Source organism: Chryseobacterium sp., from assembly GCF_008014695.1.
In the GTDB taxonomy this organism is placed as follows: Bacteria; Bacteroidota; Bacteroidia; order Flavobacteriales; family Weeksellaceae; genus Kaistella.
This window is the reverse complement of the sequence record NZ_VOXE01000002.1, coordinates 225657-251082: the sequence shown is the minus strand read 5'-3', so window position 1 is coordinate 251082 and position 25426 is coordinate 225657. Positions and strand designations below refer to the sequence as shown.

The following is a 25426-nucleotide window of genomic DNA, read 5'->3' as shown; positions in this document are numbered from 1 at the left end:
ACTTTTTTGAGCTCCCTAATTAACCGTTAACGGCTTCCACATTTTCTACAAGTTCGGGAACAAACTGTTTCAGAATGTTTTCAATTCCGTTTTTCAGTGTTGCCGTTGAACTCGGACAACCGGAACATGCGCCCTGGAGAAGCATTCGTGCTGTTTTTGATATCTCATCATATTCCAGGAGGGATATCTTTCCGCCGTCGTTTTCTACGGCAGGAGCTACATATTCATTTAAAATATCTGAGATTTTCTGTTCACTGTCGGTATAATCTCTGTTGATGATCTTTTCAACCGGGCTCTCATGTTTTTGAGGGACAAGATTGGAGATTGCTCCACCGTTCTGCAGATATTCGGCTATGAATGCTCTTACCGCCACCATCACTTCGTGCCACTGTACAGAATCGTCTTTTGAAACCGCCACAAAATTATCGGAAATAAATACTTCTCTTGCGAATTCAAATTCATCAAATATGGCCTTTGCCAAAGGAACCTCAGCAGATTCTGCCGGATTTTTGATCTCTACAAATCCGTCCATGAGCAGCTTGCTCGAAACAAATTTCATCACCGCCGGATTCGGCGTCATTTCTGCATAAATCTGGTACATTTCCTTTTTTTTCTGAAGGTAGATGCGGGGATTTGCAAGCAGTTCATCCTCAATAATGTTTTTTAAACTTTCAGCAACGAATTCCCATTCCACCGTATCCTGTTTGGCAACGGCAATAAAATTGGCGGTGATAAATACCCTTTCTACAAAAGGATAATTGAAAAGTTCCTGTGCCAAAGGAATTTCTGAAATATCTGAAGTCCTGTCGAGCTCCACAGATCCCGGAATCAGATTGTAGTCGGCTACAAACTTCATCACTTTTGGGTTCTCGGTAGGTTCTATTATAATTTGTCTCATTTACTCATTATTTGAATGGCAAAAATACGGATTATAAACCGGGTTTCAGAATCTGGAATTTAGATTTTTTCAATGAAAGACATTTCAGTTTTGCTTTCCTTTCAAATTTTTAAAACAATTATGCCTGATCATCATACTTTCAATTTTACAAAAACATAAGAATCATTTTTAGAATTACGCGCATGATAAAACTGATGAATGCACAGAAAAAAGAAATTTTATTGAAATTTAATTATTGAGATTTCAAAAAATTCCTATATTTGCAAACCCAATGGTTCTTTGGCCGAGTGGTTAGGCAGTGGTCTGCAACACCATCTACAGCGGTTCGAATCCGCTAGGAACCTCAAAAATCAAGCAAGTTTCTGATTACCAGTGACTTGCTTTTTTTATTTTGTGATATTTCAAAATTTTAACTTTTCCTTAACAGTCGATTGGTTTCTTTTTTGGCTTATCCAATACATTAATGCTAAATCACTATAGGTTTACCGTAAAATTTAAAATTATGAAAAATATATTATTAGCAGGAACCGTATCAATTTTAATGTTAACGGCCTGTAAAAAGGAAAATACGGTTGCAGAAAAAACTTTGGAACAGCAAAAGATTGAATTCCAACAAAGACAACTGGAAATTGAACAACAGAAAATGGCTATTGAAAAAGAAAGAATAGCTTACGAAACTCAGAAAAAAACCGACAGTATTGCTAAAGTTCAGGCTAACCAACAAACCGGATCTTCAGGAAGACCACAAGTCATCAGAGAAACCAAAACGGTTTATGTAAACAATACGCCAAGCAATGCAGGTTCGGGAACATCTACATCAGGTTCTTCTCAGGGAACTACTGCCACGCAGAAACAAGGAATGAGTAAAGCTGCCAAAGGAACCATAATCGGGGCCGTAGGTGGAGCCGCTGCAGGCGCAATCATCAATAAGAAAAACCGTGGTGTTGGTGCAGTGATTGGAGGAGTCGTAGGTGGTGCTACAGGATACACCATCGGTAGATCTCAGGACAGAAAAGACGGTAGGGTTCAGCCCAAATAAACCAGATATTTAAAATATTAAAAGAACAGACTGCTTTATGGCAGTCTGTTTTGTTATAATTACTGCAGTAATCTGTATAGTTTTTAAAAGTCATTTTATCTCATTAACTTTGTGACATGTTCAATTTAGGAAACTTTCTTACGCTCTCAACTTTTGGCGAAAGCCACGGTTCGGCTTACGGTGGAATCATCACTAACTTTCCGGCAGGACTGGAAGTTGACTTCAGTGAAGTACAGCATCAGCTCGACCGCAGAAAGCCCGGCCAATCAAAAATTGTTACGCAACGAAAAGAAAGCGATACCGTGAAATTCATTTCCGGAATTTTTGAAGGAAAAACTATCGGAACACCAATCGGATTCACAGTAGAAAACGAAAACCAGAAATCGAAAGACTACGGACATCTGGCAGAAGCTTATCGCCCAAGTCATGCAGATTTTACCTATGATCAGAAATACGGACACCGGGATTACCGCGGTGGTGGGAAATCATCCGCACGCGAAACCGTTAATTGGGTGGTTGCAGGAAGTCTGGCGAAACAGCTGCTCCCTGAAAAAGTTCAAATCAGTGCCTATGTATCTTCTGTAGGGGAAATTTTCTGTGAAAAACCATATCAGGATCTGAATTTCTCAAAGATTGATTCCAATGATATCCGATGTCCTGATGATGAAACTGCAGAAAAAATGATTGCCCGAATCAAAGAAATTAAAAAAGAAGGCAATACAATTGGCGGAACGATCACGTGCGTCATCAGAAATCTTCCGGCCGGAATAGGCGAGCCTGTTTTCGGAAAGCTTCAGGCTGAACTCGCAAAAGCCATGCTCAACATCAATGCCTGCAAAGGTTTTGAGTACGGGAGTGGTTTCTGCGGTGCAAAAATGACCGGTAAAGACCATAATGATCTCTTCAACGAAGACTTTTCTACACAAACCAATCTGTCGGGAGGGATTCAAGGCGGCATTTCAAACGGAATGGATTTGTACTTCCGTGTTGCTTTCAAACCCGTAGCAACCATATTACAGCCTCAGCAAAGTATTGATCATGATGGAAATCCTGTTATTCTGGAAGGCAAAGGAAGACATGACCCCTGCGTTTTGCCCAGAGCGGTTCCCATTGTGGAAAATCTGGCTGCATTTGTTCTGGCGGATCTCTTTTTGATCAATAAACTGAGAAAAATATAATTCTTTTAAAATGACGATAAAAAACTACTGGGAAAAGGCAGTGACCCTTCAGCAATACCTGAGCGACACCGAGGAAAGAATCTCCAAGCTGGAAGGAAGCAATGATGAGGAAGAGAAAACCTATCTCGAATATTACAAACTGGGTATGACCAGAATGCACAGGGTTATGAAAACCTATCACCCTCAGGATGACCTTCTTAAAAAACTGAACGAAAAAGAATTCAAAGGCAAAATCCTGATCATTTCAGAAGGTTGGTGCGGTGATGCCAGCATGATTGTTCCGGTAATAAACACTTTTTTTGAAGGCAAAAATGAAGTAAGAATCATTTACCGTGACCAAAACCTTGATTTGATGAACCGCTATCTTACCAACGGAGCCATGTCGATTCCGATTGTGTTGATTTTAAACGAAAACGATGAAGTCATCTCTTTTTGGGGCCCAAGACCGAAAGCAGGAATGGAAATGCTGAAAAAACACAAAGCCGATCCTGAGAATTACAATGCAGATGATTTCCATAACGATCTGCAGGTGTACTACACCAAAAATAAAGGCGAAGACATTATTGAGGAACTATTGGAAAAAATCTGAAAATGAATTTCATTAAAAAAAATATTTTTTATCTGGTTGCCACAGCTTTGATCGCAACACTGCTCCTATTTCCGTCGCTAAAACTTAAGCTGAAGGATCTGTTTTTCCCTGTGGCGCAGATTGAAAACGCCGTCATTGTTTCCGATGCAGATTATGACATCCAGCTGAAAGGCATCAATGTTCCGAGCACGAATCTTAAAAATTTCAAAGGAAACAAACTGGTTTTCCTCAATTTCTGGGGAACCTGGTGTCCGCCGTGCCGCGAAGAATGGCCTACGATCCAGAAACTTTACGACGCAAAGAAAGACAAAACCGAGTTCGTACTCATCGCCATGCAGGATGAGGAAGCGGCCGTTGTCAAATTTCTGAAAGAAAACAATTACACAGTTCCTGTGTATATTGCCCAAAGTCCGATTTCCGGTGATCTTTTGCCGAAAGTATTTCCCACCACATTCTTGCTCGATAAAAACGGAAGGATATTACTGAAGGAAGATGCTTCCAAAGACTGGAATTCCAAAGGGGTGCATACGCTTATCGACAATATTGCGCCGTAATTTTATGTTTTAATTAACACTTTAGTCCAAATAATGGCAGAGGTTTTGTTAAGTTCTACGTGTCTTAATACAAATCTCAAATAATATGAAATTTTCAAAAATCGAACTCGCTAAAGAAGCCATCAAGCACAAAGGTTTTCTTAAGAAAATACCCGACGTTTACCGAATGGTAAGAATGTGGAGCAAAGGACAGTACCCAATGAAATCTGTAGATATCATTTTACCGTTGTTGGGCCTTCTTTACATTATTTCTCCTATTGACCTTCTGCCGGAGATCGCACTGCCCGTAATCGGTGTGATGGATGATCTCGCCATCCTTTCACTTGCACTGCCAAAACTGATGAGAGAAGTGGACAAGTTCCTCCTTTGGGAAGCTGAAAGAAGTTCCGTTGACCAGAAAGTCATCGATGCTGAAATCGTAAGATAAAGAATATCACTGAGCCGTTTCGTTACTACGAACGGTTTTTTTGTGTTTTGTCCCGCCAGATTTTTCAAAAACCAATCAAATCCTTAACTTTGTTGAAAGTAAATTAATGGAAAGTAAGAAAGAATTTTTTCTCGAATGTTATCAACTGGGCATCATCAAATTCGGGAAGTTTACGCTGAAAAGCGGTATCGAAAGTCCTTTTTATGTTGACTTAAGACCGCTGGCATCCGACCCGAGAATCCTTAAACATCTGGCCAACTATCTCCTCGAAATGCTTCCGCTGGACAATTTCGATGTGATTTGCGGGGTGCCTTATGCTGCACTTCCCATGGCAACAGCCATGTCGCTCGAAAGCTACCTTCCCTTAATCATCAAAAGGAAAGAAGCCAAAGCATACGGAACAAAGAAACTCATTGAAGGCATCTATACCAAAGGCCAGAACTGCCTGTTGGTCGAAGATGTCATTACAAGCGGAAAATCCCTCCTCGAAACCATTCCTGAAATTGAGAATGAAGGCATTTCAGTATCTGATATTGTGGTGGTACTCGACCGGCAGCAGGGCGGAAAAGAACTCCTCGAAAGCAAAGGCTACCGTGTTCATACACTCTTCACCATTTCCGAAGTCTGCACGATCCTGAAGGATGAAGGCCATCTGGATGATGAAGAAGTATCAAGGATCAGCGATTTTCTTGCCGGAAATGCCGTGAAGTTTGAAGACAAAAAAAGGCTTTCATATGAACAGAAACTGGAGTATGCAGACCATTCAGTAGCGAAGAAACTGCTGGAAATTGCGCTTCAGAAGAAAAGCAACCTTATTGTTTCGGCTGATGTCATCACCACGGCTGAACTGCTTGATCTTGCAGAAAAGGTAGGTCCGCATATTGTAGCTTTAAAAACCCATATCGATATTATCACTGATTTCGATTCCGACAGTACCATCCTTCCCTTGAAAGACCTGGCGGCGAAGCACAACTTTCTGCTTATGGAAGACCGGAAGTTTGCTGATATCGGCAATACACAGGAACTTCAGTTCTCATACGGCATTTATAAGATCTCGAACTGGGCCGATTTTGTTACCGCTCAGGTCATCGGTGGATACGATTCACTCGACTGTTTCAGGAATGTAGGCGTTGTGGCGATCCTCGGAATGTCTTCAAAGGGAACATTAACCGACAAGAATTATCAGGAAGAAGCCCTTAAAGTGGCGCAGTCTCATCCAAACGTCATTGGCGGAGTTTCGCAGAAACAGATTCCCGATGAACTGCTGCTCTTCACTCCCGGAGTGAATCTTGCCGATTCCGGCGACGGAAAAGGACAGCAGTATAACACGCCTGAACATGTTTTCAGCAATCTTCACACCGATTTCATGATCGTTGGCCGCGGTATTTACAAGGCACCTGATGCCGAAAAATCTGCGCTGAATTACAAGATAGCGGGCTGGAATGCCTACGAAACTTCTCTATAATTCTTTAAAATGAACTAAAGAGCCGGTCCGGAATTGAATTCCGGCCCGGCCTTTTTAAACTTCATGTTTTACATCCGAAACAAGTATATTTAACCTTTGCGAATCCTGTGGGAAAAAATCTGGCTTTATTTCTTTGTCTGTTGAGTTTTGGGTGGATTTCTGCGCAGAATGATTCTATTTATATAGACGCGGGCATCTCCGAAGATGGCAGGATCCTTACCGTAAACCAGAAAATCACCTACTTCAATAAGCAGGAAGTTGCGGTCAATAAGATCAAACTCCTGAATTGGGTTGCCGCATATCGGAACAAAAACACTGCACTCGCCTACCGTAAACTCGAAGACCGCAGCACCGATCTGCACTTCGCAAAACCTGAAGATCTGGGAATACTGGAGACGCTGGAAGCAAAGTTTGAAGGGAATTTAATCCGTCCCGACAATGATCTTACCAATCAGAACCTCTACTTTTCTCTTCGCGAACCGCTAAAGCCTGGCGAAAAGATCAGGATCAGCCTGCAGTACCAGCTGCAGTTACCCTCGATTCAGTTCACAGGTTACGGAACTTCGGAGGAGCAGATTGCGCTGAAATACTTCTTTCTGGTTCCGGACAGTTTCGAAAATGAGGAACCGCAGGACAAACAGTATCATGACATCGAGGAAACCCAAAACTTCGGATCGTTCTGGAAGGTGAATTTCACTGTGCCTGCTAAATACTTCATCAAGAGTAATCTTGCGGAAGACCAGAGGAATTCGTTCAGCGGACTCCTGAAAAATGATCCGGAATTCCTCCTCAGTGAAGAAAACTATCCCGGAATCAAAACTTATCTCGACGGGAAACAGATCCTTGTGGATTTCGGTTATCCGCTTACGAGCATGGAAAAACAGCGGCTTGAGTTCTATCTTCCGCTCCATCTTCACTTCATCCTGGAGAAAACAGGAGACCTGCCGCAGAAGATTTTCATTTCGGAAAAGTTCAGGAAAAAGGAAGATTTCTTTGGAAATGACGACATCAAGTTCTGGAAATTCAGGTTCCAGATGTTTACCGACAATGAAAAAACGGACATGAACTACCTCAGCATCATCACCAAAAACGTGGTGGAACAGCAGTTTATTACCCATAAAATGAACGATCACTGGTTCAAGAACGGTATTAAAACGTATCTGGAGATCGAATATCTGAAGAAATTCTACAAAGACGAAAAGCTGTTGGGCGACCTGCCCGACAATGCTGAGATATTCGGCATTAAGCCGCTGAAAATCTTCCACGCCTCCCGACTGAAACTGCTCGACCGATATGGTCTGGCCTACCAGTACATCATGACGCAGAACCTGGATCAGAAAATAGGAGAACCGTTCACGGCGCTGAGCAATTACAACGATATGGCCATCAGCAGCTTCGAAACCGGCAACCTTTTCAACTTCATTTCGGAAAAGATGGAGCCCGAAGCTTTCAATTCGTTCCTGAGACAGTATCTGAAGGAGAACAATGACCACAGGATCGATACGAAAGATTTCCTGGACCGGCTCGCCGTGGCGTCGCACTACTCTTCCGACTTTCTCGAAACACACTTCCAGCATAAGAACCGAGACAATTTTAACCTGAGGAAATTCACGAAAGAAGAAGATAATTTCCTCGTGAACATCAGAAAAAACACCGGCACACCCATCCCTTTAAAGCTTGAAACGGAGACTTCAGACGGCAAAAAAACCACGTACTGGTACGACACCAAAGAAAAACAGAAGGACTTTACCTTCAGCATCCCGCAATCTGACGCGTATAAAATCACGCTTAACGACAATTATATTTACCCGGAACCGAACTTCCGCGACAATTATCTGTACACCACCGGCATTTTCGCCAATATGAAGAAGATCAGGTTCAAATTCATCAAGGACATTCCGAACCCGGAGTACAATGAGATTTACCTGAATCCGCGGGTAAGCTTCAACAACACCTACGACAAATTTGTGGTGGGGCTCAACTTCAAGAACAAATCGCTGTTCAGCCAGAAATTCCTGTATTCGGTAACGCCGAGTTACAGTACCGGAACCGGCAAATTTACCGGCTCGGCGGGCGCAACCTACAGTTTCCTGCCGCCCGAAAGCTTTTACCGCGACCTGACCCTCGGACTTTCGGGTTCGTACTTTCATTATGATTTTGATCTTGCATACCGCAAGTTTACGGCATCTGCCAATATGAATTTCACCAAAAACCCCAGAAGTACGGTGAGCCGGAACCTTGGTGCTTCTTACAGCTACTTTCAGAAAGACCTGACGCCCAAAATGATCGCGGAAAAAGAATATGGGGAATACAATCTCTGGAACGTGGGATATGGGTATGCCGACAGCCGCCTCATCCACGAAAACGCCATCGGGATCAACACCCAGTGGATGGAAGATTTCCAGAAGATCAATGCGGAAGGTTTTTACCGGTGGGAATTTGCGCCGAAAAAGAAAATGAGTTTCCGGCTTTTCGCCGGCTATTTCCTCAAAAACAACACGCGCAATGATATCTTCGATTATGGGATCTCCAAAGTTTCGAACTATGCCTTCTCCTATAATCTGTTGGGGGAAAGTGCTACAGGCGGGCTGCTTTCTCAGCAGTTCATCCTGGCCGATGCCGGTTTCAAGTCCCTTATTCCGGGAACCGTGAACCAATGGGTGGGTTCGGTGAATTATGATACGCATGTCTGGAAGATGTTCAGTGTATACGCCGATGCCGGAGTCTTCAAGAACAAAGGCCGCCAGGCAGAATTCATCTGGGACAGCGGGGTGAAAGTGCGGATCATTCCCGATTTTCTGGAAGTGTACTTTCCGGTACAGTCTACCCTGGGTTTCGAACCGTCGTTTAAGGATTATGCCAAACGGATCCGGTTCACCCTGGTGCTGAACTTCAGTGCCATTGCCAATACGCTGCGGCGGGGATGGTATTAAGGTAGAAAATCCTTTTTATCCCTTTACTGCTTTCTCTTTTTGCTGATTCTTTTTTAAGGAAGAACGGTTTAAGAAAAAGACTTTTTTCAAACTTTTACACCCCTTTTCTGACCACTCTGTAAAGCCCATCAGCAGGCTTCTGCAAAAGACCCGCATCTTTTTTACGAACCATCCTGGGGAACATTTTTAATGGCACCTGTGCCGGGAAAAAAAGACCGCTATTTTTTTAAAAAAAATCTTTAGAAATAAATGTTGAATATTGTATTTTTTTTAACTTTGAAAAGGCGAAGTGACCTAACTCTCAATTGTTTAACTTTAAATTTTAATTGACATGCCAATTACATTTAATGTAACAGCGATGAAGAATCCCCAGAAGCCCAATGCACCCGTGAAATATTATGCACGGGTTATCGGGAACGGAAAAATCACTCTGGATGATCTGGCCAAACGTGCAGCCGCATCTTCCACCGTATCGAAGGCCGATATCCTGGCCGTGCTTGAAAGTACCTTTAGTACCATTGCCGAAGAAGTGGCAGCCGGCAATATTGTTTATGTAGGCGAGTATTTCACCCTGCGGGCGACAGGCTCGAGCGAGGCAAGAGAAAGCTCCGAGGAAGTGGACAGCCGGGCAATCAAAAAACTCTCGGTGGCCTTCCGCCCCGGAAAAATGATCCAGGACGCACTGAAAACAGCGACGTTTAAGCGGAAATAACCACCAAAAAAGCGGCTCCTTTCGGAGCCGCTTCTGTAAAAATAACGTCGTGTTTATTTTTTAAGGATTTTCTGCGAAACCGGAGTTCCGTTTACCATTCCTGTAACAATGTACATTCCGTTCTGTAATTCAGATAGGTTAAGGTTTTTATTTGGGGAAACTGAAGCAGATTTCACCACCTGTCCGTTCATGTTATACACTTTCACGTCAGATTTAGATCCGAAGCTGATTTCGTCTTTCACCAAAGTGTTTCTAACGAAGTTCGAGTTAAAGTTAGAGATGTCTGAAACGCCTAATACAATTACGTTATTGCTGATTGCAAGCTCATCAAGTTGGATGAATGGTGTTGTAGCTGCAGCATCCTGTCTCAAAGCAAAACCGCCGATCGCTGTAATTGGAGCTGCAGGGGTAACTACTATGCTTGGAGTAAGCGGAGTAACCTGATTCTCGAACAACGCGATTTTATTGGTTGCAAAGTCATAACCGATTCTTAAATACTGTACGGTATTGATGTTATAAAGGTTTGTAGACCAGGTGTCAGCACTTGTTCCAGCTCCTAAACCAAACTGATACTGGGTACCGCTCTTTCTGATATATAGTCTTGCACTTGTAAAACTACCTGTCTGGTCAGTAAGAACCGCGAAATAAGTACTTGCGAGATCGGTGGTAACATTCGTAAGATCAGTTACTGAAAAAGCAAAAGAAGCGTAAACAGCACCTGAAGTGGTATCAGTAAAAGGAAGGAACGCATCCATACCTGCACCGTCAAAGGTTACTGAGTTTCCTGAAGGTGTGATTCCCGGATAAGATAAGTTACCGGCAGCAACAGTAATATTATCTCCTGAATTAAGTGGGGTCCACATTTGCTGTGCCTGTAAAGCCTGACCTGGAGTATAGTTGAAATGTTCTGCTACAGGTAAAGCATTGATAGGTTTACATCCGTTGGTTGGTGCATTTACAACGATTGAATAGCTGCAAGTACCTCCCGTAATGGTAATGGTGTTATCTGTTCCTTCAACAGTACCTGTAATCACGATGTTTCCTGCAGCCACTGTACTTGGGTTGTTCCCACCTACTGTACCTGAAGTTGCGGATACAGTGTATGTAGCCGTACCTCCACCAGTATAAGGAATTGTAATTGTATAAGTATCCAACCCTAAAGTAGAAGCATCACAAATTGTAGTTGCGGTAGCTGGAGTTAAAGCACATGTAGTGGATACATTTACAATCTTTACATCATCAATTCTCATCTGTGCAGTTGCCGGTTGAGTGAATCTCAAAGATAAATTTGATGAGGAAGCCAGGGCTCCTGTAATGCTCACCAAATTCCATGAAGTATTGGTATTGTTTGTAAAAGTGATTGGAGTCCAAGTAGTACCACCATTAATACTTTGTTCAAGTACGAGCTGTGTGGAAGTTGAATTGGTTAAATAACCAAAAGAAAGGGTAAGTCCTGCAGATGCATACGCGGCAGTATTAATTCCACTTATAATGAAATTTTTGTCGACTGTAGAAGTTAAGAATACATTCCCGCCTCCAGAAGCACCTGTATATCCAGTGGACGCTAAAGAAGTTCTCACGTCACCACTACCGGTATAAACGATGGGTGCAGAATTCTGCCAACCGGTATAAGCAGTTATCACTGTAGTACTGGCTGGCGTACCCATATTCTCGCTGTAAACAGTCTGAGCATGAAGACAGATCAGTCCTACCATTGCAAATAATAGAGTAAAGATTTTTTTCATTTGATTAAGTTTAAGTTGTTAATATTTAGTGTTGCGAAATTACAAATTTATGGTGAGAATAAAAATTCCTTGTTTTAATTTTATGTTAAGTTATCGCCCACAATTTCAGTCCGATATTTTCGTTACTTTTACACAAAGCTTTGGAGGGGATTCTGGTGAAAAAACTATTTTTATTTTTGGCGTTCTGTTTTGGGTTAAATTCATTTAACGCGCAGATTTTCACCTGGAAGAATCCTAACCTTCCCGAAGACAGCATCAAAAAAGATTCCATTCTTGTTTCTAAAATCGAGCAGGACATTTTCACAAAAGATACGCTTGATTTCATCAAAACCCAAAACCGCATGGTGGTGGATGAGGCGGTGCTGATGAAGAACAATAGGTCCACTTATCTCGGCGAACTCAATTCAAAAGGTTCTATTATAAGAGGAATTACGTTTGGAAACAGCCAGGGTTCCTCGGTTCAGAGTTCCATGGATCTGCAGATTTCCGGGAAACTTTCAAAAGATGTCTCGGTTCTGGCGAGTATTTCTGATCACAATCTGCCGATTCAGGCCGACGGTTATACGCAGACCCTGGAGGAATTTGATAAGATCTATATGCAGCTCAATCTGAAAGACCACTCCATTCTCAGAGCCGGTCATATTGATCTGGTTGATGAAAAAACCTACTTTGGCAGATTTCAAAGGAGAAGTATGGGCCTGCAGTTCGAAACCAAACTTGGAAAAGAGAATAAAACCTTTGCAGACCTCTCCATCGGTATTGCAAGAAGCGAATTCCACCGCGTGAGATTTCAGGGCGTTGAAGGCAATCAGGGGCCTTATCGGCTGAACGGAAAGAACGGCGAGCAGTTCATCACCATTATTTCCGGTTCCGAACAGGTCTTCATCGACGGGATTTTGATGAAAAGAGGCGAAAACCAGGACTATATCATCAATTACAACACCGGCGAGATCACGTTTACAAGCTTCCGGCCCATCTTTCAGCAGAACTTCATTACGATTTCCTACAACTACACCAACCGCAATTACTCGCGGTATCTCGTGACGGGAGGTGTGCAGCATGAAAGGGAGAAACTGCGCTTAGGCATCAATTGGTTTCTGGAAAACGACAACAAAAACGCTCCGCTCGCCTTAAACCTCAGTAAGGAAGATGAACAGATCCTCGCAGCGGCAGGGAACAATCCTGATCTGATGTACGCACCTTCCGGCGTGGTGACGGAATATGATGTGAATAAAATCCTTTATCAGCTCATCCAGAATCCGGGCGGGAATTATTATGAATTTTCAGCAGATGAGACTTTAACGCTTTACCAGGTCGCTTTTACGTATTTCGGTAGCGGTCAGGGAGATTATATCCTGAAGCAGACCACGAACAACGGGCGTGTTTTCGAATATGTCGGCGCCAATATGGGAGATTACAAGGCAGTAAGAAAGTTACCGTCGCCGCAGAAGTCGCAGGTACTATCCTTTAATTCAGAATATCTGCTGAAAGACGGGAAAATAGGAACCGATTTTTCGTTCAGCAACTACGATGTGAATTTATTTTCTTCTCAGGATTCAAATGAAAACACCGGATATGCCGGAAGGGTTTTCGGGCGCAAAACCTTCACAAAGAACGACTGGAAAGGAACACCAAGCTTCGAATATCAGCACATCAGCAGCCGTTTTCACATTCTGGACCGCATCAATGATGTGGAATTCTCGCGCGACTTCAACCTGCAGCAGGAATTTAACCAGAAAACACAGAACCGGTTCATCTTCAGCTTCCTCAACCAATGGAAAAACCAGTCCTTCCTGAACTATACTTTAAATTATCTCGACGAGAAAGATTCCTACAAAGGCATTAAAAATGACCTGAACCTTTTCATGATCAAAGGCAAATTCAGCAATAAGGCAAACCTGTCTTATCTGGATACGAAAGCCACATTTCAGAACACCAAATTCATCCGAGCCAACGCTTCCACCGAATATTTACAGAAAAAAGGCAGCTGGACCGTGGGCGGACTCATGGAACACAACGAGAAATATTTCAACGAAACGCAACAGCTGGATGTGACGAGTTTCAGCTGGAAAGAGGCTTTTCTTCAGAAAAAAATCGGCGATTCGGCAAGAACGAAACTGTTGACCAAAATCTATTACCGCGACAACGATTCGGTTCGCGACAACCGGTTAAGTGATATGAACCGTATCCTTGGATTCATGGCCGAAAGCCAGATCATCAAAACAGAGAAAACAACGTTGAATGCATTGGTGCATTACCGCAAATTCTATTACCAGAATCAGGAACTTTCAGCGAACCTGAACAATGATTTTGTAGTCGGAAATATCCTCTATAACCAACAGCTTTTCCGGAACGGAATGAGGCTGCAGGCTTTTTATGAACTCGGAAACGGTCAGGAAGCGCAGCGGGAATTCCAGTATATTAAAGTGACCGACGCGCAGGGAATTTACAAATGGACCGATTATAACGGCGATGGCGTTCAGCAGCTGGATGAATTTGAAATTGCCGAATATGCTGATCTTGCACAATACATCCGGATTTATACGAATACCGTGAATTATATTCCGTCCAATAAAAACAAACTTCAGTTGGCCTTGTTTGTGAATCCTTCTCTTGTCCTCAATTCCGAAAACCAGTTTCTGAAGAGGTGGAACTTCAACCTTTCCCTGAATGCACAGAATTCATTCCTTAAAAAGGACCGGGTTCTCATCCTGAATCCTTTCGAAAAAAACGAAGAACAAATCCTTAAAAACCAGAATTTTCTGGCGTCGGCGCAGTTTAATCCGACCGACAAATCGGGCTGGAATGGCAATTACCGCTTTGTTTCGAACGATAACCTCATCAATGCCAACTTCAGTATTGAAGAGCGCAACAATACTTCCAATTTCCTGAATATTGGCTACTGGTTCAGCAAAGATTTCCGCGCCGATTGGGAAAACTCGGTGCAGCATATTCAGAATTCGTCGCAACTCTTCGATTCCAGAGATTATACTCTGAATAATTTTGAAACGCAACCAAAAGCGACTTACAAGTTCACCGATGCGATTCAGTCGGAACTTTCGGCCGCTTACCGGGAAAAAGACCGACTGGATGGAGAGGAACACCTCAAAACCATTGATCTTACCGGAACGCTGCAGTGGGAAAGAAAAAAAACATCCATCCGCGCCAACTTCTCCTTCATCAACAATAATTTTACCGGTAATAATTTTTCAATTGTAGGAAATCAGATGCTCGACGGCCTGAAGCCTGGTAAAAATCAGGTCTGGAGCCTCTTCTTTCAGCAGACAGTGAACTCATTCATTCAGCTGAACATTAATTATGAAGGCAGAAATTCGGGCGACCGCACGATTCATATCGGAAGTATGCAGGTGAAAGCGAGTTTTTAGGAAGCGTTGAGGATTAACGATTATTGTGATTAACTCTTGATGAGTAAAAGTTTGTAATCTTCATAATTAATTTTAAATTTTTGATAAATTTCATCCTTCTTAATCAAAAATTGCTGTTTGGAATCACAGATTTTCCCCTTCCTATATTTCTCTAGATGATTAATACTATCATTAATGAATTTCTTTTCTTCACAATAAAGTTCCAGAACATTTTTATCCATCTTCCTTTTTCGGTTTGCGTGCAGGTAGAAAATACATAAGTCCCGTCTTTGTTAATTTCCATCGTTAAATCAGTGACAAATTTGCCATACCTGATTTTATTTAGATAAGTATTATCCGGCGAACGATAATATCCTGTGATAGGCTGACTTTCTTTGCTGAAACATCCTAGCAAAACAAAAAAACCGATAATAAATAATCTTTTGAACATAGAATATTTTGAGGTAATTCAATAAAAAATCTTTAAGCAGCATTTTACTATATATAAAATTAATTAAAATTCTGATTAATAATGGTTGAATTTTATTTATTCAACAATTCGTATTTTTGCACCCATGATTAAAATCGGTAATATAGAACTCCCGGATTTCCCTTTGCTTTTGGCACCAATGGAAGATGTATCAGATCCGCCTTTCCGCCGCCTCTGCAAAATGCATGGTGCAGATATGATGTATTCTGAATTTATCTCTTCTGAAGGACTGATCCGCGACGCCATGAAAAGCCGGAAAAAACTGGACATTTTCGATTACGAAAGACCGGTCGGAATCCAGATTTTCGGGGGCGATGAAGAAGCGATGGCACTTTCCGCTAAAATTGTGGAAGCCGTAAATCCCGATCTGGTAGACATTAATTTTGGCTGTCCGGTGAAAAAAGTAGTCTGTAAAGGAGCCGGAGCCGGCGTTCTGAAAGACATCGACCTGATGATCCGGCTGACAAAGGCAGTTGTGAATTCCACGCATTTGCCGGTAACCGTAAAAACACGTCTGGGTTGGGACACCGAAACCATCAATATTATGGAAGTGGCCGAAAGACTTCAGGAAACTGGGATCAAAGCCTTAACCATTCACGCCAGGACCCGTTCCCAAATGTACAAAGGTGAAGCCGACTGGGATTATATCTCAAAAGTAAAAAACAATCCGAATATTGAAATTCCGATTTTCGGAAACGGGGACGTAGATTCTGCCGAAAAAGCACTTGAATACCGGACAAAATATGACTGCGACGGCATTATGATCGGGCGCGGTGCAATAGGTTACCCATGGATTTTCAATGAAATCAAACATTTTTTTGCAACGGGCGAACATTTGCCTGAGCCCACCATTGAAGACCGGCTTCTGGCGGTTCGTCAGCACGCGGAATGGAGTACAGAATGGAAAGGCGAAAGACTGGGTCTGATTGAAATGCGTCAGCATTACAGCAATTATTTCCGTGGCATCCCCCATTTTAAGGATTTCAGAAGAAAGTTCCTGGAAGTTTTTACACTAGAAGAAATGGATGGCGTGATTGCTGAAGCGGCTGAATTTTACAGAGAATTTCAGAAAGTTTAGAAATTATTTTTTTCAGAAACGTCTTTTGAAGGTTCTATCAGTTTAGCGTCAATTAAAATTTTCTGTACTGCGGAGCTTTCTAACTTTTCGTTATTCAGGCTTTTGATTTTAAAATTGTACCTGTAATATCGTAAACTATCATTAACCACAAAATTTTTCTCCTTAACGTTTAGCAGCTGTACAAAATTTCTTATCGTACTGTTATTGGCCTGTACTTCAGAATCTGTAAAATAAAAATTTTCATTTCCGAGCACAGGGGTTTTACTAAAAGTGATAAAGATTTTGTCATCCTGTACAGTATGCAGTCTGGTATCAGGAAATTGCAGTGCCAAAATTAGACTGCCCATCGCCAGAAAATTTACGCAAAAGTGAACCAGCATCGATCTTATTAAACTGTAATTAATTGTAATCCAAAGCAAAATCAATCCAATGCTAAACTGAAAAAAAACGGGGATTACACTGTAAATGTTTGTAAAATGCGACAGTTTGTAGTGCATAATCGCAAAGAGGAGCGTGTTTAAAAAATAGATGATTTTTGTTCTTCTGTGTACCTTAAACACAAATTCCAGAATTCCCAAAATTAAAAGTATACTTAAAGCATAGTATGTTCCCGTAAGCAAAATAAAGATTGTACTGCCACCAAAAAAGAAGTACGTAAAAATTTTATTTTTTAAAAAATAACCACGGAAAGTTAATTCTTCAGTAACAGGGGCAATGATAACAGCCCCCAGAAAGATGAGAACTACTGAGTCTAAATCACCAAATCTGTCGGGATTTTTAAACAGTGTTGGATTATAAAAATCCAACAGTAAATATAATAAACTGGTGCAGGAAAAAATTCCTGCACCAGCGTATAGTAAATAGTTATCCTTTTTTGGCTTCACAATTCGGATAAATTTATGCCCCATACGGAATCCAGATGTTCTTGATTTCTGTAGCATGCCTTAGGAACACTTCTCCTTCACCCTGCGCAACATCCAGCCAATTCCGGTATTTTCCGAAATTCACCCATGAACGTTTCATGGAATCGGTGGAAAGGATTTCAATGTTTTTACTGCCTTCTTTTGATCCGAAATACCAGATTCCGTCTACGTTATAATGTTTCGCCAGTTCCTTCGCGAGTTCTTCTTTCGGACCGGTAACAATATTCACCGTTCCGCCCGGAACATCGGAAGTTTCCAGAATCTGGTAAAAATCCGTCGCCGAGAACGGGTGTTTTTCTGAAGGAATCACCACCACCTTATTGCCCATTGCAATTGCGGGAATCACCGTGGAAATGAATCCCAGCAGCGGATTTTCATCAGGACAGATAACGGCCATTACGCCGACCGCTTCCGGCATGGCCAACGTGACCATCCTTTGAACAGTAGAATGCGCAGCGCCGTCGTATTTGTCGGCATAAGCAGCATAGGTATAAATTCTTTCAATTGATTTTTCCACTTCCTCCTGCGCTGATTCAAGGCTTTGGTTCGTCATCTCCACAATTCTTTCCGCAAATTCCTCAGCACGGATTGCTAAATTTTCAGCGATGTAATAGAGCACCTGAGCTCTCGCATGACCGGTCATTCCGCTCCAGGATTTTTCTGCGTGCGCTGCTTCCACGGCATTTCTGATGTCTTTACGGTTTCCTTCCGACACTTCGCCGATGTATTCACCGAAGGTATTCATAATTTCAGTGCTGTAACCGCCATCGGGTCTCGCCTGTTTACCGCCGATGTACATTTTTGTGGTTCTGTCGATGTCCGCTAATGTGTGTGTCGTTTTCTTGGTGATTTTTGATTTTTCAGCTTTCGGAAGAATTGGATCTGAAGCAAATTGATCTTCAATTTTTGGTTTCATGTATTCATAAAGACCTTCTTTTCCGCCCTCACGGCCGAAGCCTGATTCGCGGTAACCGCCAAATCCGGAAGCTGCATCGAACTGGTTTGTACAGTTGATCCACACGCTTCCTGATTTTACTTTTGGCGCAACATCAAGTGCAAGGTTAATGTTTTCAGTCCAGATGCTTGCCGCCAGGCCGTATCGGGAATTATTCGCCAAAGCAACGGCTTCGTTATGCGAACGGAACGTCATGGCCACGAGAACAGGCCCGAAAATCTCTTCCTGCGCAATTGTGGAACTCGTGGAAACATCGGTGAATAAAGTGGGCGGATAGAACCAGCCATTTTTGGGCACCGCATTTTTAGTCTGGTACATCGTACATCCTTCTTTTACGCCTAGTTTCACCATTTCATCAATGGTTTTGAACTGTTCTTTGGAAACAATGGCACCCATATCAACAGATTTATCCAAAGGATCTCCGAGCCGGAGGGTTTCCATTCTTGCTTTTAATTTTTTATAGAATTTTTCGGATACACTTTCCTGAACCAGAAGCCGCGAACCTGCACAGCACACCTGACCCTGATTGAACCAGATCGCATCCACAATTCCTTCCACAGCAGAATCCAAATCAGCATCTTCGAAAACGATAAAAGGTGATTTTCCACCTAGTTCGAGTGATATTTTTTTGCCAGAACCGGCGATCTGTCTTCTTAAAATCTTTCCGACATCCGTAGAACCGGTAAAAGCCACTTTCTGTATTTCAGGATGTCCCACCAAAGCAGCGCCGGCAACAGAACCCTGACCCGTAATGATGTTTACGACGCCTTTCGTTAGCCCAACTTTTTCGCAGATTTCTGCAAAAAGCAAAGCAGTTAAAGAGGTGAGTTCTGCAGGCTTCAATACAACCGTATTTCCCATCGCTAAAGCCGGAGCCACTTTCCAGGCAAGCATCATCAACGGAAAATTCCACGGCACGATCTGTCCGATGACGCCGACTTCCTTATAATCCCGGAATTCGGTTTCCATAAGTTTTGCCCAGCCGGCATGGTGGTAGAAATGTCTTGCGACAATCGGAATGTCAATATCACGCGTTTCGCGAATTGGTTTTCCGTTGTCCAAAGTTTCCAGAACGGCAAAAAGACGGGAGTTTTTCTGGATTTGTCTTGCGATCGCATACAGATATTTCGCCCGTTCGAAACCGCTGAGTCCTGACCATTCCGGCAGGGCTTTATTGGCAGCTTTCACCGCTTTATCAACATCCTTCTTATCCGCTTCTGCAATTTTAGCCAAAAATTCTTTGTTGGAAGGGTTGTGCGTATCTGCGTATTTTTTGGAATTCGGTTTTACCCATTCTCCCCCGATGAAAAGATCGAAACTTCTTTGATGATTGTCTAAAAATTCTACAGCGGGAGCAGCTGTTTCAGGAGCAGGACCGTAAACCATGGTGTCGTATATTTCTTTGATTTCCATTTTTTGAAGATATTTATTGAAAATCCAGTAAAGCAGATTCTCAAAATTAAAAATTACGCCATCGGATGACGGAATCCGGCGCTGTAGCTTCCCGTAACGTAATGTTCCAGCTGACGCTCAATATCGCCCAACAGAGAACTCGCGCCAAAACGGAACAGTTCGGGTGTGAGCCATTCGTTACCCAGTTCTTCCTTGATTAAAATTAAATAATCCAATGCCTGTTTTGCCTTCTGAATTCCTCCGGCCGGTTTGTAACCAACTTTAACGCCGGTTAATTCGTAATATTCTCTGATGCAGCGGATCATGACGAGACTTACGGCTAATGTGGCATTCACTGATTCTTTTCCGGTGGAAGTTTTGATAAAATCTGAACCAGCCATCATGGCGACCCATGAAGCTTTCGCTACCTTAGTGTATGTAGGAATTTCGCCAGTTGCCAGAATGGTTTTCATATGCGCATCACCACAGGCTTCACGGCAGAGTTTGATTTCATTATACAGTTCTTTCCATTTCGATTCCAGAACCAGGTCTCGGGAAATGACAATATCGATTTCTGACGCTCCTGCAGCAACGGATCTTTTAATTTCCGAAATTTTTTCTTCCATCGAAATCTTACCGGCAGGAAATCCGGTGGAAACGGCAGCAATAGGAATATCAGTTCCTTTCAGAGCTTCTTTCGCAAAAGGAATCAGGTTGTGGTAAACGCAAACGGCACCGGTAGTAAGTCCGGCATTCTGCATTCCCAGTTTTTCCAGAAGATCATAACGCACAGGATTTTTGGCTTTTTCGCAGAGCCGCATCACGTTTCCGCGGGTGTCGTCTCCCGCAAGTGTGGTAAGATCAATCATGGATATTGCTTTTAGCAGCCAGGCAACCTGAAATTCTTTTTTTACGCTCCGTCTTCCACTCAAAGTATTTACACGACGTTCAACCGCGCTTGTGTTGATATTAATTCCGTCAAAATGTTTTGTATTGAAGGGCAAACCCTGGTTCCTTACAACATTGGTATGCTGAGGAGATTCTGTATTATTTTTTTTCAATATATTTTCCATCATCAGGAAATTTTATTTTTTAGTGATCAGGAATGTAAATTTAACTAAATATCCGCTAATTCAGACCATTGTTTTCAGAAAACAAAGTCAAAAAAAATACATTTCGGCAGAAATGTATTAAATGATGATCCTTGCAACCAATTAGACTTTTAACTGCCTGCAGATACTCTGTTCCAGGGAAATAAAAGTTTCCGTACGTGTTACTCCTTTGAGTTTCTGGAGTTTGCTTAGAATTTCCATCAGATGGTCATTATCGCGGCAGAGCACTTTGAGAAAAGCGGTATAATTACCCGTCGTATAATGCGCCTCTACTACTTCATTAACGTTTTTCAAAGCTTTAATAACCTCTTGGTAATCACTTGGCTTATCCATAAAAACCCCGATGTAGGAAACCACCTTGTATCCAATTTTTTGGGGATTAAGAAATGAAATTGAATTTTCGATAACACCGGCCTGCTCGAGTTTTTTTATTCGCTGATGAACTGCTGTAGTGGATATTCCGACATTCTGCGAAATATGCGCCAAAGAGGTTTTGGCGTTATCCATGAGCATATACACGATCTGTTTATCCACCGAATCAAGATGGTAAGCTGTATGGTTTGCACTTTTCATTTTATTTATTTTTATTTTGTAACAATTCTATGAAAACGGGAAAATGGTCACTGTATCCGCCGAGATACCTGGTTCCCGCATAAGTTCTGAAGGGCCGCCCGATGAATTTTTTATCGCTGCTGAGTAGTTTGCTAGAGTTAAAAACTTTTGCATTGATAAATTTTAATGGAAAACCAGGCTGAATGAACTCTTTTGAAAAAATTATCTGATCAAACACCAAACCATCCTTCATATGAAACGTGGAAAAAACACCATTATTATACAGTTCACCATATGGATTTGTTAAAATTTTACTAAAATTATCATCATAAAGCAATTTATTTAAACTTTCCGCATCTGGATTTTCATTAAAATCACCACACACTACAACTGCTTCTTTAGCTTGAGTCAGCTTTATAATCCTTTCCCGTATTTCTTTCAGAATGAAATCTCTTCTCGGTTTGTTAATGTCCTTTTCTCTTTTGGAAGGGAGATGGAACACGAATAAATGAATTATTTTGCTTTCATACCTGGCTTTACAATAGAGTATATCTCTTGTTGTATCATAGTACGCAGCAGTACCTTCATCAATTCCAAAAAAGAAGGAAATCGGCTCAGAATGGATAATTTCCAATTTATCTTTGTCATACAGCAGCGCTACGTCCATACCTCTTTCATCCATGGAATCAAAATGAACAACACCATAACGGGAATCAAAAGGTTTGAGACGCACAAGTTCGTTTAGTGGCTGCTGACCATGGATTTCGCAAAGACCAATCAGCATAGGAATCACGCCATGCTCCTGCTTCATAAATTCGAAAACACTTGCGATTTTAGCAAGTTTGCTCTGGTATTTCCGGCTGTCCCAGTTTCGAAGTCCTGAGACAGTGGGATCCTGCTTATGAACCGGAGTTTTATCCGGCAAAAAAAGATTTTCAACATTGTAAAAGGCGATTAACTCGTTAGAGTCGGAATTTTGCATCAGCACGTGAGTTTTCTGATTGTGAATTTAATAAAAAAAATGCGGTTTCTTTAATTCTGTAATTTGAAACACTTGCTGACTCTTTTTAAACGTCTTCCAGCAAATCGGGACGTTTCTCTTTTGTAATCCGAACTGCTTCGTCATGAAGCCATTCTTCTATTTTTTTGGAATTTCCACTCAATAGAATTTCAGGAACCTTCAGGCCTTTGTATTCTTCGGGCCTGGTATAAATAGGCGGCGAAAGTAAATTGTCCTGAAAAGTATCGGTCAGTGCACTCTGTTCATCATTCAGAACACCGGGAAGCAAGCGTATAACGGCATCTGCCAGAACGCAGGCAGCCAGTTCGCCGCCGGTTAGCACATAATCGCCTATTGAGATTTCTTTCGTAATGTGCATATCCCGAACTCGCTGGTCAATCCCTTTATAATGTCCGCAAAGGAAAATCAGGTTATTTTTTATAGAAAGAGTATTCGCTATTTTTTGGTTTAAAGTCTGGCCGTCCGGCGTCAGATAAATGATTTCATCGTAATTTCTCTGTGATTTCAGTTCAGAAATGCATTTATCCAGCGGTTCAACCATCATGATCATTCCTGCACCACCTCCGTACGGCTCATCATCAATTTTCCGGTGTTTTCCGATACTCCAGTCACGTAAATGATGGAAATGAACCTCAGCCAAGCCTTTATTCACCGCCCTTTTTAAAATAGAAGTCTGGAAAGGGCTTTCCATAAGTTCCGGAAGTACACTTATAATATCAATTCTCATTGTTCCGTATTGTTTGTTTTGTTGGGAAGGATGATCAGTCGTAAAGATGAATCCTTGTTCAAGTAGCTCCACATCCAATTGAAGAAAATAGCCAGTTTGTTCCGGACAGAAAGAATAAGCATGAGGTGCAGGAACATCCAGAAATACCACGCCAGCAATCCCTGAAATTTCAATTTCGGCAAATCTACTACAGCCCTGTGTTTTCCGATGGTTGCCATGCTACCCTGATCGATGTACTCATATTCAGTCCACTCTTTCTCCGATTTTTTAAGGAAGTTGTCGGCGGTATTTTTTCCCTGATTAATGGCTACATTGGCTACCTGCGGATGACCCTGCGGATATTTAGGCGTTTCCATATACGCCACATCGCCGATTGCGAATATATTTTCTGTCCCCATTACTTTATTAAAACGGTCGACTACATACCGGTTGCGGACAACCTGGTCTTCCTTCAATCCCTGAATCACATTTCCAGTAACTCCTGCGGCCCAAATTACATTATTGGCCGGAATTTCTTTACCGCTCTTCAGGTAGACTTTGTCACCGTCGTAGTCCACAACCATTTCACCGCTCATAAAATTGACCCCGAGTTCTTTCAGGTACTGCTCAGACATTTTCTGAGATTCTTCACTCATCATACTCAAAGGCGTTGTGGTGGAACTTACCAGAATAATATTCAGATTTTCAAAATTCATATGCGGATAATCGCGCGGAAGAATATCTTTCTTCATCTCCGAAAAGGCTCCCGCAAGTTCAACACCGGTGGGTCCGCTTCCAACAATTACAATATTCCAGTTGCCGTCGTCGCTGCGTTTTCTTTCGATGATGAGTTTTTCAAAAGTCAGGAGCACATGATTCCGGATTGCAATTGCTTCCTGTGTATTTTTCATTCCGAAGGCAAGATGCTCCATTTTTTTATTACCGAAGAAATTCGTCTTGCAGCCGGTTGCGATCACCAGTTTGTCATAGGTGAATTCTGCATCCTCGGTAATGATTTTGTTCTGTTCAGGCAGAATTTTCTGCACTTCCGTCATCCGGTACTGAATATTTCGGGAACGCTGAAAAATCTTCCGAAACGGGAAAGAAATATTGCTCGGCTCAATTCTCCCACATGCCACCTGATAAAACAACGGCTGAAACATGTGATGGTTTACTTTATCAATAATAATGACTTTCTTGTTTTTATTATTGAGGGTTTTGGCCAGCTGAAGACCGGCGAAACCCCCACCGATAATTACAATTTTCTCCCGTGTTTCCATTCAACAAAATTACTGATTTTTTTTCGGAGTCCAATTTCAGGCCGAATTGCAAGCACCTGAAGTAAATTTCTGGCAACCGTGCCATAAAAAATCTATTTTTGCAGTCCGATGGCAAAAAGATCCGTTAAAAAAAGAACCACACGAAAAATCCACAAAACCCGAAGGAAACATTTTCTTCTGCGCCGGGAAATTCTGCTCGTGATTTTAGCTTTTGCTTTGCTGGGAACCGGATTTTATCTGAAGGAAAAAATAGCCTTCTATTACGCGATGTATTTCAATAAATTCGAGCATAAAAAACTGTCGAATACCGAATTTGAGGAACAGCGGATCACCCGGATCATCGGAGATTATGCCGACAAGACATTCGGCATGGATCTCTCGCATTATCAAAGAAAAGAAGACATCAAATGGGACAGTTTAAGCATCGGAAACCGCGCGATTCCCATAAAATTTGTGGTTTTACGAGCAACAATGGGAAACCGGAGCGCCGACAGGCACTTTGGAGATTTCTGGGAACTCGCAAAAAAACACGAACTCGTTCGTGGAGCCTATCATTTTTACCGTGCTGATGAAGATCCGGTCCGTCAGGCCAACAATTTTCTTGAAAATGTAAAGCTTGAACCCGGAGATTTACCACCGATTCTGGATATTGAGAAAATTCCGAGGCGAAAATCCAATGAAAAACTTGTAGAAGACCTTAAAATCTGGTGCCGTATTGTGGAAGAAACCTACGGCGAGAAACCCATCATTTACACTTATTATCATTATTACGAGGATTTTCTGAAAGGAGAATTTGATGATTATCCGCTCTGGCTCGCAAATTATAATGATGTTCCGCATCCTTCACCTGATGACAGCTGGGATATCTGGCAATTTACAGAAAAAGGAATTGTGTACGGCATCAATACCAAAGTGGATATAGACGTATATAACGGAAGCTTCTGGTCGCTCAAAAGACTTACTTTGGATTAAGTTCAATTATCGTATTTTTGCAGTCTCAAAAAGAGATCAT

The 25426-nt window shown here is 42.0% G+C and carries 21 protein-coding genes, 1 tRNA gene and 1 pseudogene; 12 read left to right on the top strand and 11 right to left on the bottom strand.

The genetic code is table 11. The features are described 5' to 3' along the window. Nucleotides 1–19 precede the first annotated feature (19 nt). Complete coding sequence (locus FUA25_RS05570; RefSeq protein WP_147755914.1) at nt 20–898, bottom strand: NifU family protein; 879 nt, start codon at nt 896–898, stop codon at nt 20–22. A 273-nt stretch (nt 899–1171) separates the two neighbouring features. Here FUA25_RS05570 and FUA25_RS05565 point away from each other — a divergent pair. The 9 genes from FUA25_RS05565 to FUA25_RS05525 all read left to right on the top strand — a co-directional run bounded on the left by FUA25_RS05565 (nt 1172) and on the right by FUA25_RS05525 (nt 9795). Next, a tRNA-Cys gene (locus FUA25_RS05565) sits at nt 1172–1242 on the top strand. Between the two features lie 158 nt (nt 1243–1400). Beyond that, on the top strand, nt 1401–1937 hold the full coding sequence (locus tag FUA25_RS05560; protein ID WP_147755913.1) for a YMGG-like glycine zipper-containing protein: 537 nt from the start codon (nt 1401–1403) through the stop codon (nt 1935–1937). Between the two features lie 116 nt (nt 1938–2053). Then, complete coding sequence (gene aroC, locus FUA25_RS05555; protein WP_147755912.1) at nt 2054–3115, top strand: chorismate synthase; 1062 nt, start codon at nt 2054–2056, stop codon at nt 3113–3115. A 10-nt stretch (nt 3116–3125) separates the two neighbouring features. After that, entirely contained in the window at nt 3126–3704 is a 579-nt protein-coding gene (locus FUA25_RS05550; RefSeq protein ID WP_185146663.1) for a thioredoxin family protein, read from the top strand. Between the two features lie 2 nt (nt 3705–3706). Continuing rightward, nucleotides 3707–4258 (top strand): TlpA family protein disulfide reductase, encoded by a 552-nt coding sequence (locus tag FUA25_RS05545; protein WP_147755911.1) that lies wholly within the window; start codon nt 3707–3709, stop codon nt 4256–4258. A gap of 85 nt (nt 4259–4343) precedes the next feature. Continuing rightward, a complete protein-coding gene (locus tag FUA25_RS05540) occupies nt 4344–4685 on the top strand; it encodes a YkvA family protein (RefSeq protein ID WP_147755910.1) in 342 nt (113 codons plus the stop codon). Nucleotides 4686–4791: 106 nt separating this feature from the next. Next, a complete protein-coding gene (gene pyrF / locus FUA25_RS05535; RefSeq protein WP_147755909.1) occupies nt 4792–6150 on the top strand; it encodes an orotidine-5'-phosphate decarboxylase in 1359 nt (452 codons plus the stop codon). 107 nt (nt 6151–6257) lie between these two features. Further along, on the top strand, nt 6258–9083 hold the full coding sequence (locus FUA25_RS05530; protein WP_228411654.1) for an aminopeptidase: 2826 nt from the start codon (nt 6258–6260) through the stop codon (nt 9081–9083). 331 nt (nt 9084–9414) lie between these two features. Continuing rightward, nucleotides 9415–9795: an HU family DNA-binding protein gene (locus FUA25_RS05525; protein WP_147755908.1), complete on the top strand. Its 381-nt coding sequence runs from the start codon at nt 9415–9417 to the stop codon at nt 9793–9795. 53 nt (nt 9796–9848) lie between these two features. Here FUA25_RS05525 and FUA25_RS13335 read toward each other — a convergent pair whose 3' ends face one another. Next, nucleotides 9849–11540 carry a T9SS type A sorting domain-containing protein gene (locus tag FUA25_RS13335; protein WP_228411653.1) on the bottom strand — a complete coding sequence of 564 codons (1692 nt, stop codon included), beginning with the start codon at nt 11538–11540 and terminating at the stop codon, nt 9849–9851. A 341-nt stretch (nt 11541–11881) separates the two neighbouring features. Here FUA25_RS13335 and FUA25_RS05515 point away from each other — a divergent pair, with 341 nt between their 5' ends. Continuing rightward, entirely contained in the window at nt 11882–14926 is a 3045-nt protein-coding gene (locus tag FUA25_RS05515) for a hypothetical protein (RefSeq protein WP_410493468.1), read from the top strand. A 151-nt stretch (nt 14927–15077) separates the two neighbouring features. On the opposite strand, the gene FUA25_RS05510 is transcribed toward FUA25_RS05515, so the two are convergent. Next, a complete protein-coding gene (locus tag FUA25_RS05510; RefSeq protein WP_147755906.1) occupies nt 15078–15356 on the bottom strand; it encodes a hypothetical protein in 279 nt (92 codons plus the stop codon). A gap of 124 nt (nt 15357–15480) precedes the next feature. Here FUA25_RS05510 and dusB point away from each other — a divergent pair, with 124 nt between their 5' ends. Continuing rightward, complete coding sequence (gene dusB, locus FUA25_RS05505) at nt 15481–16473, top strand: tRNA dihydrouridine synthase DusB (RefSeq protein ID WP_147755905.1); 993 nt, start codon at nt 15481–15483, stop codon at nt 16471–16473. On the opposite strand, the gene FUA25_RS13330 is transcribed toward dusB, so the two are convergent. The 8 genes and pseudogenes from FUA25_RS13330 to FUA25_RS05470 all read right to left on the bottom strand — a co-directional run bounded on the left by FUA25_RS13330 (nt 16470) and on the right by FUA25_RS05470 (nt 24414). Next, entirely contained in the window at nt 16470–16820 is a 351-nt protein-coding gene (locus FUA25_RS13330) for a hypothetical protein (RefSeq protein ID WP_228411652.1), read from the bottom strand. The genes dusB and FUA25_RS13330 overlap by 4 nt on opposite strands. A gap of 15 nt (nt 16821–16835) precedes the next feature. After that, nucleotides 16836–17381: pseudogene (locus FUA25_RS13445) on the bottom strand (type II CAAX prenyl endopeptidase Rce1 family protein); the annotation flags it as partial. Then, complete coding sequence (locus FUA25_RS05495) at nt 17371–19764, bottom strand: aldehyde dehydrogenase family protein (RefSeq protein WP_147755903.1); 2394 nt, start codon at nt 19762–19764, stop codon at nt 17371–17373. The gene FUA25_RS05495 and the pseudogene FUA25_RS13445, both read right to left, overlap by 11 nt. 53 nt (nt 19765–19817) lie before the next feature. After that, a complete protein-coding gene (gene deoC / locus FUA25_RS05490) occupies nt 19818–20819 on the bottom strand; it encodes a deoxyribose-phosphate aldolase (protein ID WP_228411651.1) in 1002 nt (333 codons plus the stop codon). A 138-nt stretch (nt 20820–20957) separates the two neighbouring features. After that, nucleotides 20958–21428 carry an Lrp/AsnC ligand binding domain-containing protein gene (locus FUA25_RS05485; RefSeq protein WP_147755902.1) on the bottom strand — a complete coding sequence of 157 codons (471 nt, stop codon included), beginning with the start codon at nt 21426–21428 and terminating at the stop codon, nt 20958–20960. Between the two features lies 1 nt (nt 21429). Next, on the bottom strand, nt 21430–22389 hold the full coding sequence (locus FUA25_RS05480; RefSeq protein WP_147755901.1) for an endonuclease/exonuclease/phosphatase family protein: 960 nt from the start codon (nt 22387–22389) through the stop codon (nt 21430–21432). 85 nt (nt 22390–22474) lie between these two features. After that, nucleotides 22475–23155 carry a tRNA (guanosine(37)-N1)-methyltransferase TrmD gene (gene trmD / locus FUA25_RS05475; protein ID WP_147755900.1) on the bottom strand — a complete coding sequence of 227 codons (681 nt, stop codon included), beginning with the start codon at nt 23153–23155 and terminating at the stop codon, nt 22475–22477. Beyond that, nucleotides 23152–24414, bottom strand: coding sequence for an NAD(P)/FAD-dependent oxidoreductase (locus tag FUA25_RS05470; protein WP_147755899.1), 1263 nt, complete (start codon nt 24412–24414; stop codon nt 23152–23154). Before FUA25_RS05470 ends, trmD begins: the two co-directional genes overlap by 4 nt. Before the next feature lie 108 nt (nt 24415–24522). Here FUA25_RS05470 and FUA25_RS05465 point away from each other — a divergent pair, with 108 nt between their 5' ends. Next, on the top strand, nt 24523–25386 hold the full coding sequence (locus tag FUA25_RS05465; protein WP_147755898.1) for a glycoside hydrolase family 25 protein: 864 nt from the start codon (nt 24523–24525) through the stop codon (nt 25384–25386). The last annotated feature ends 40 nt before the right edge of the window (nt 25387–25426 follow it).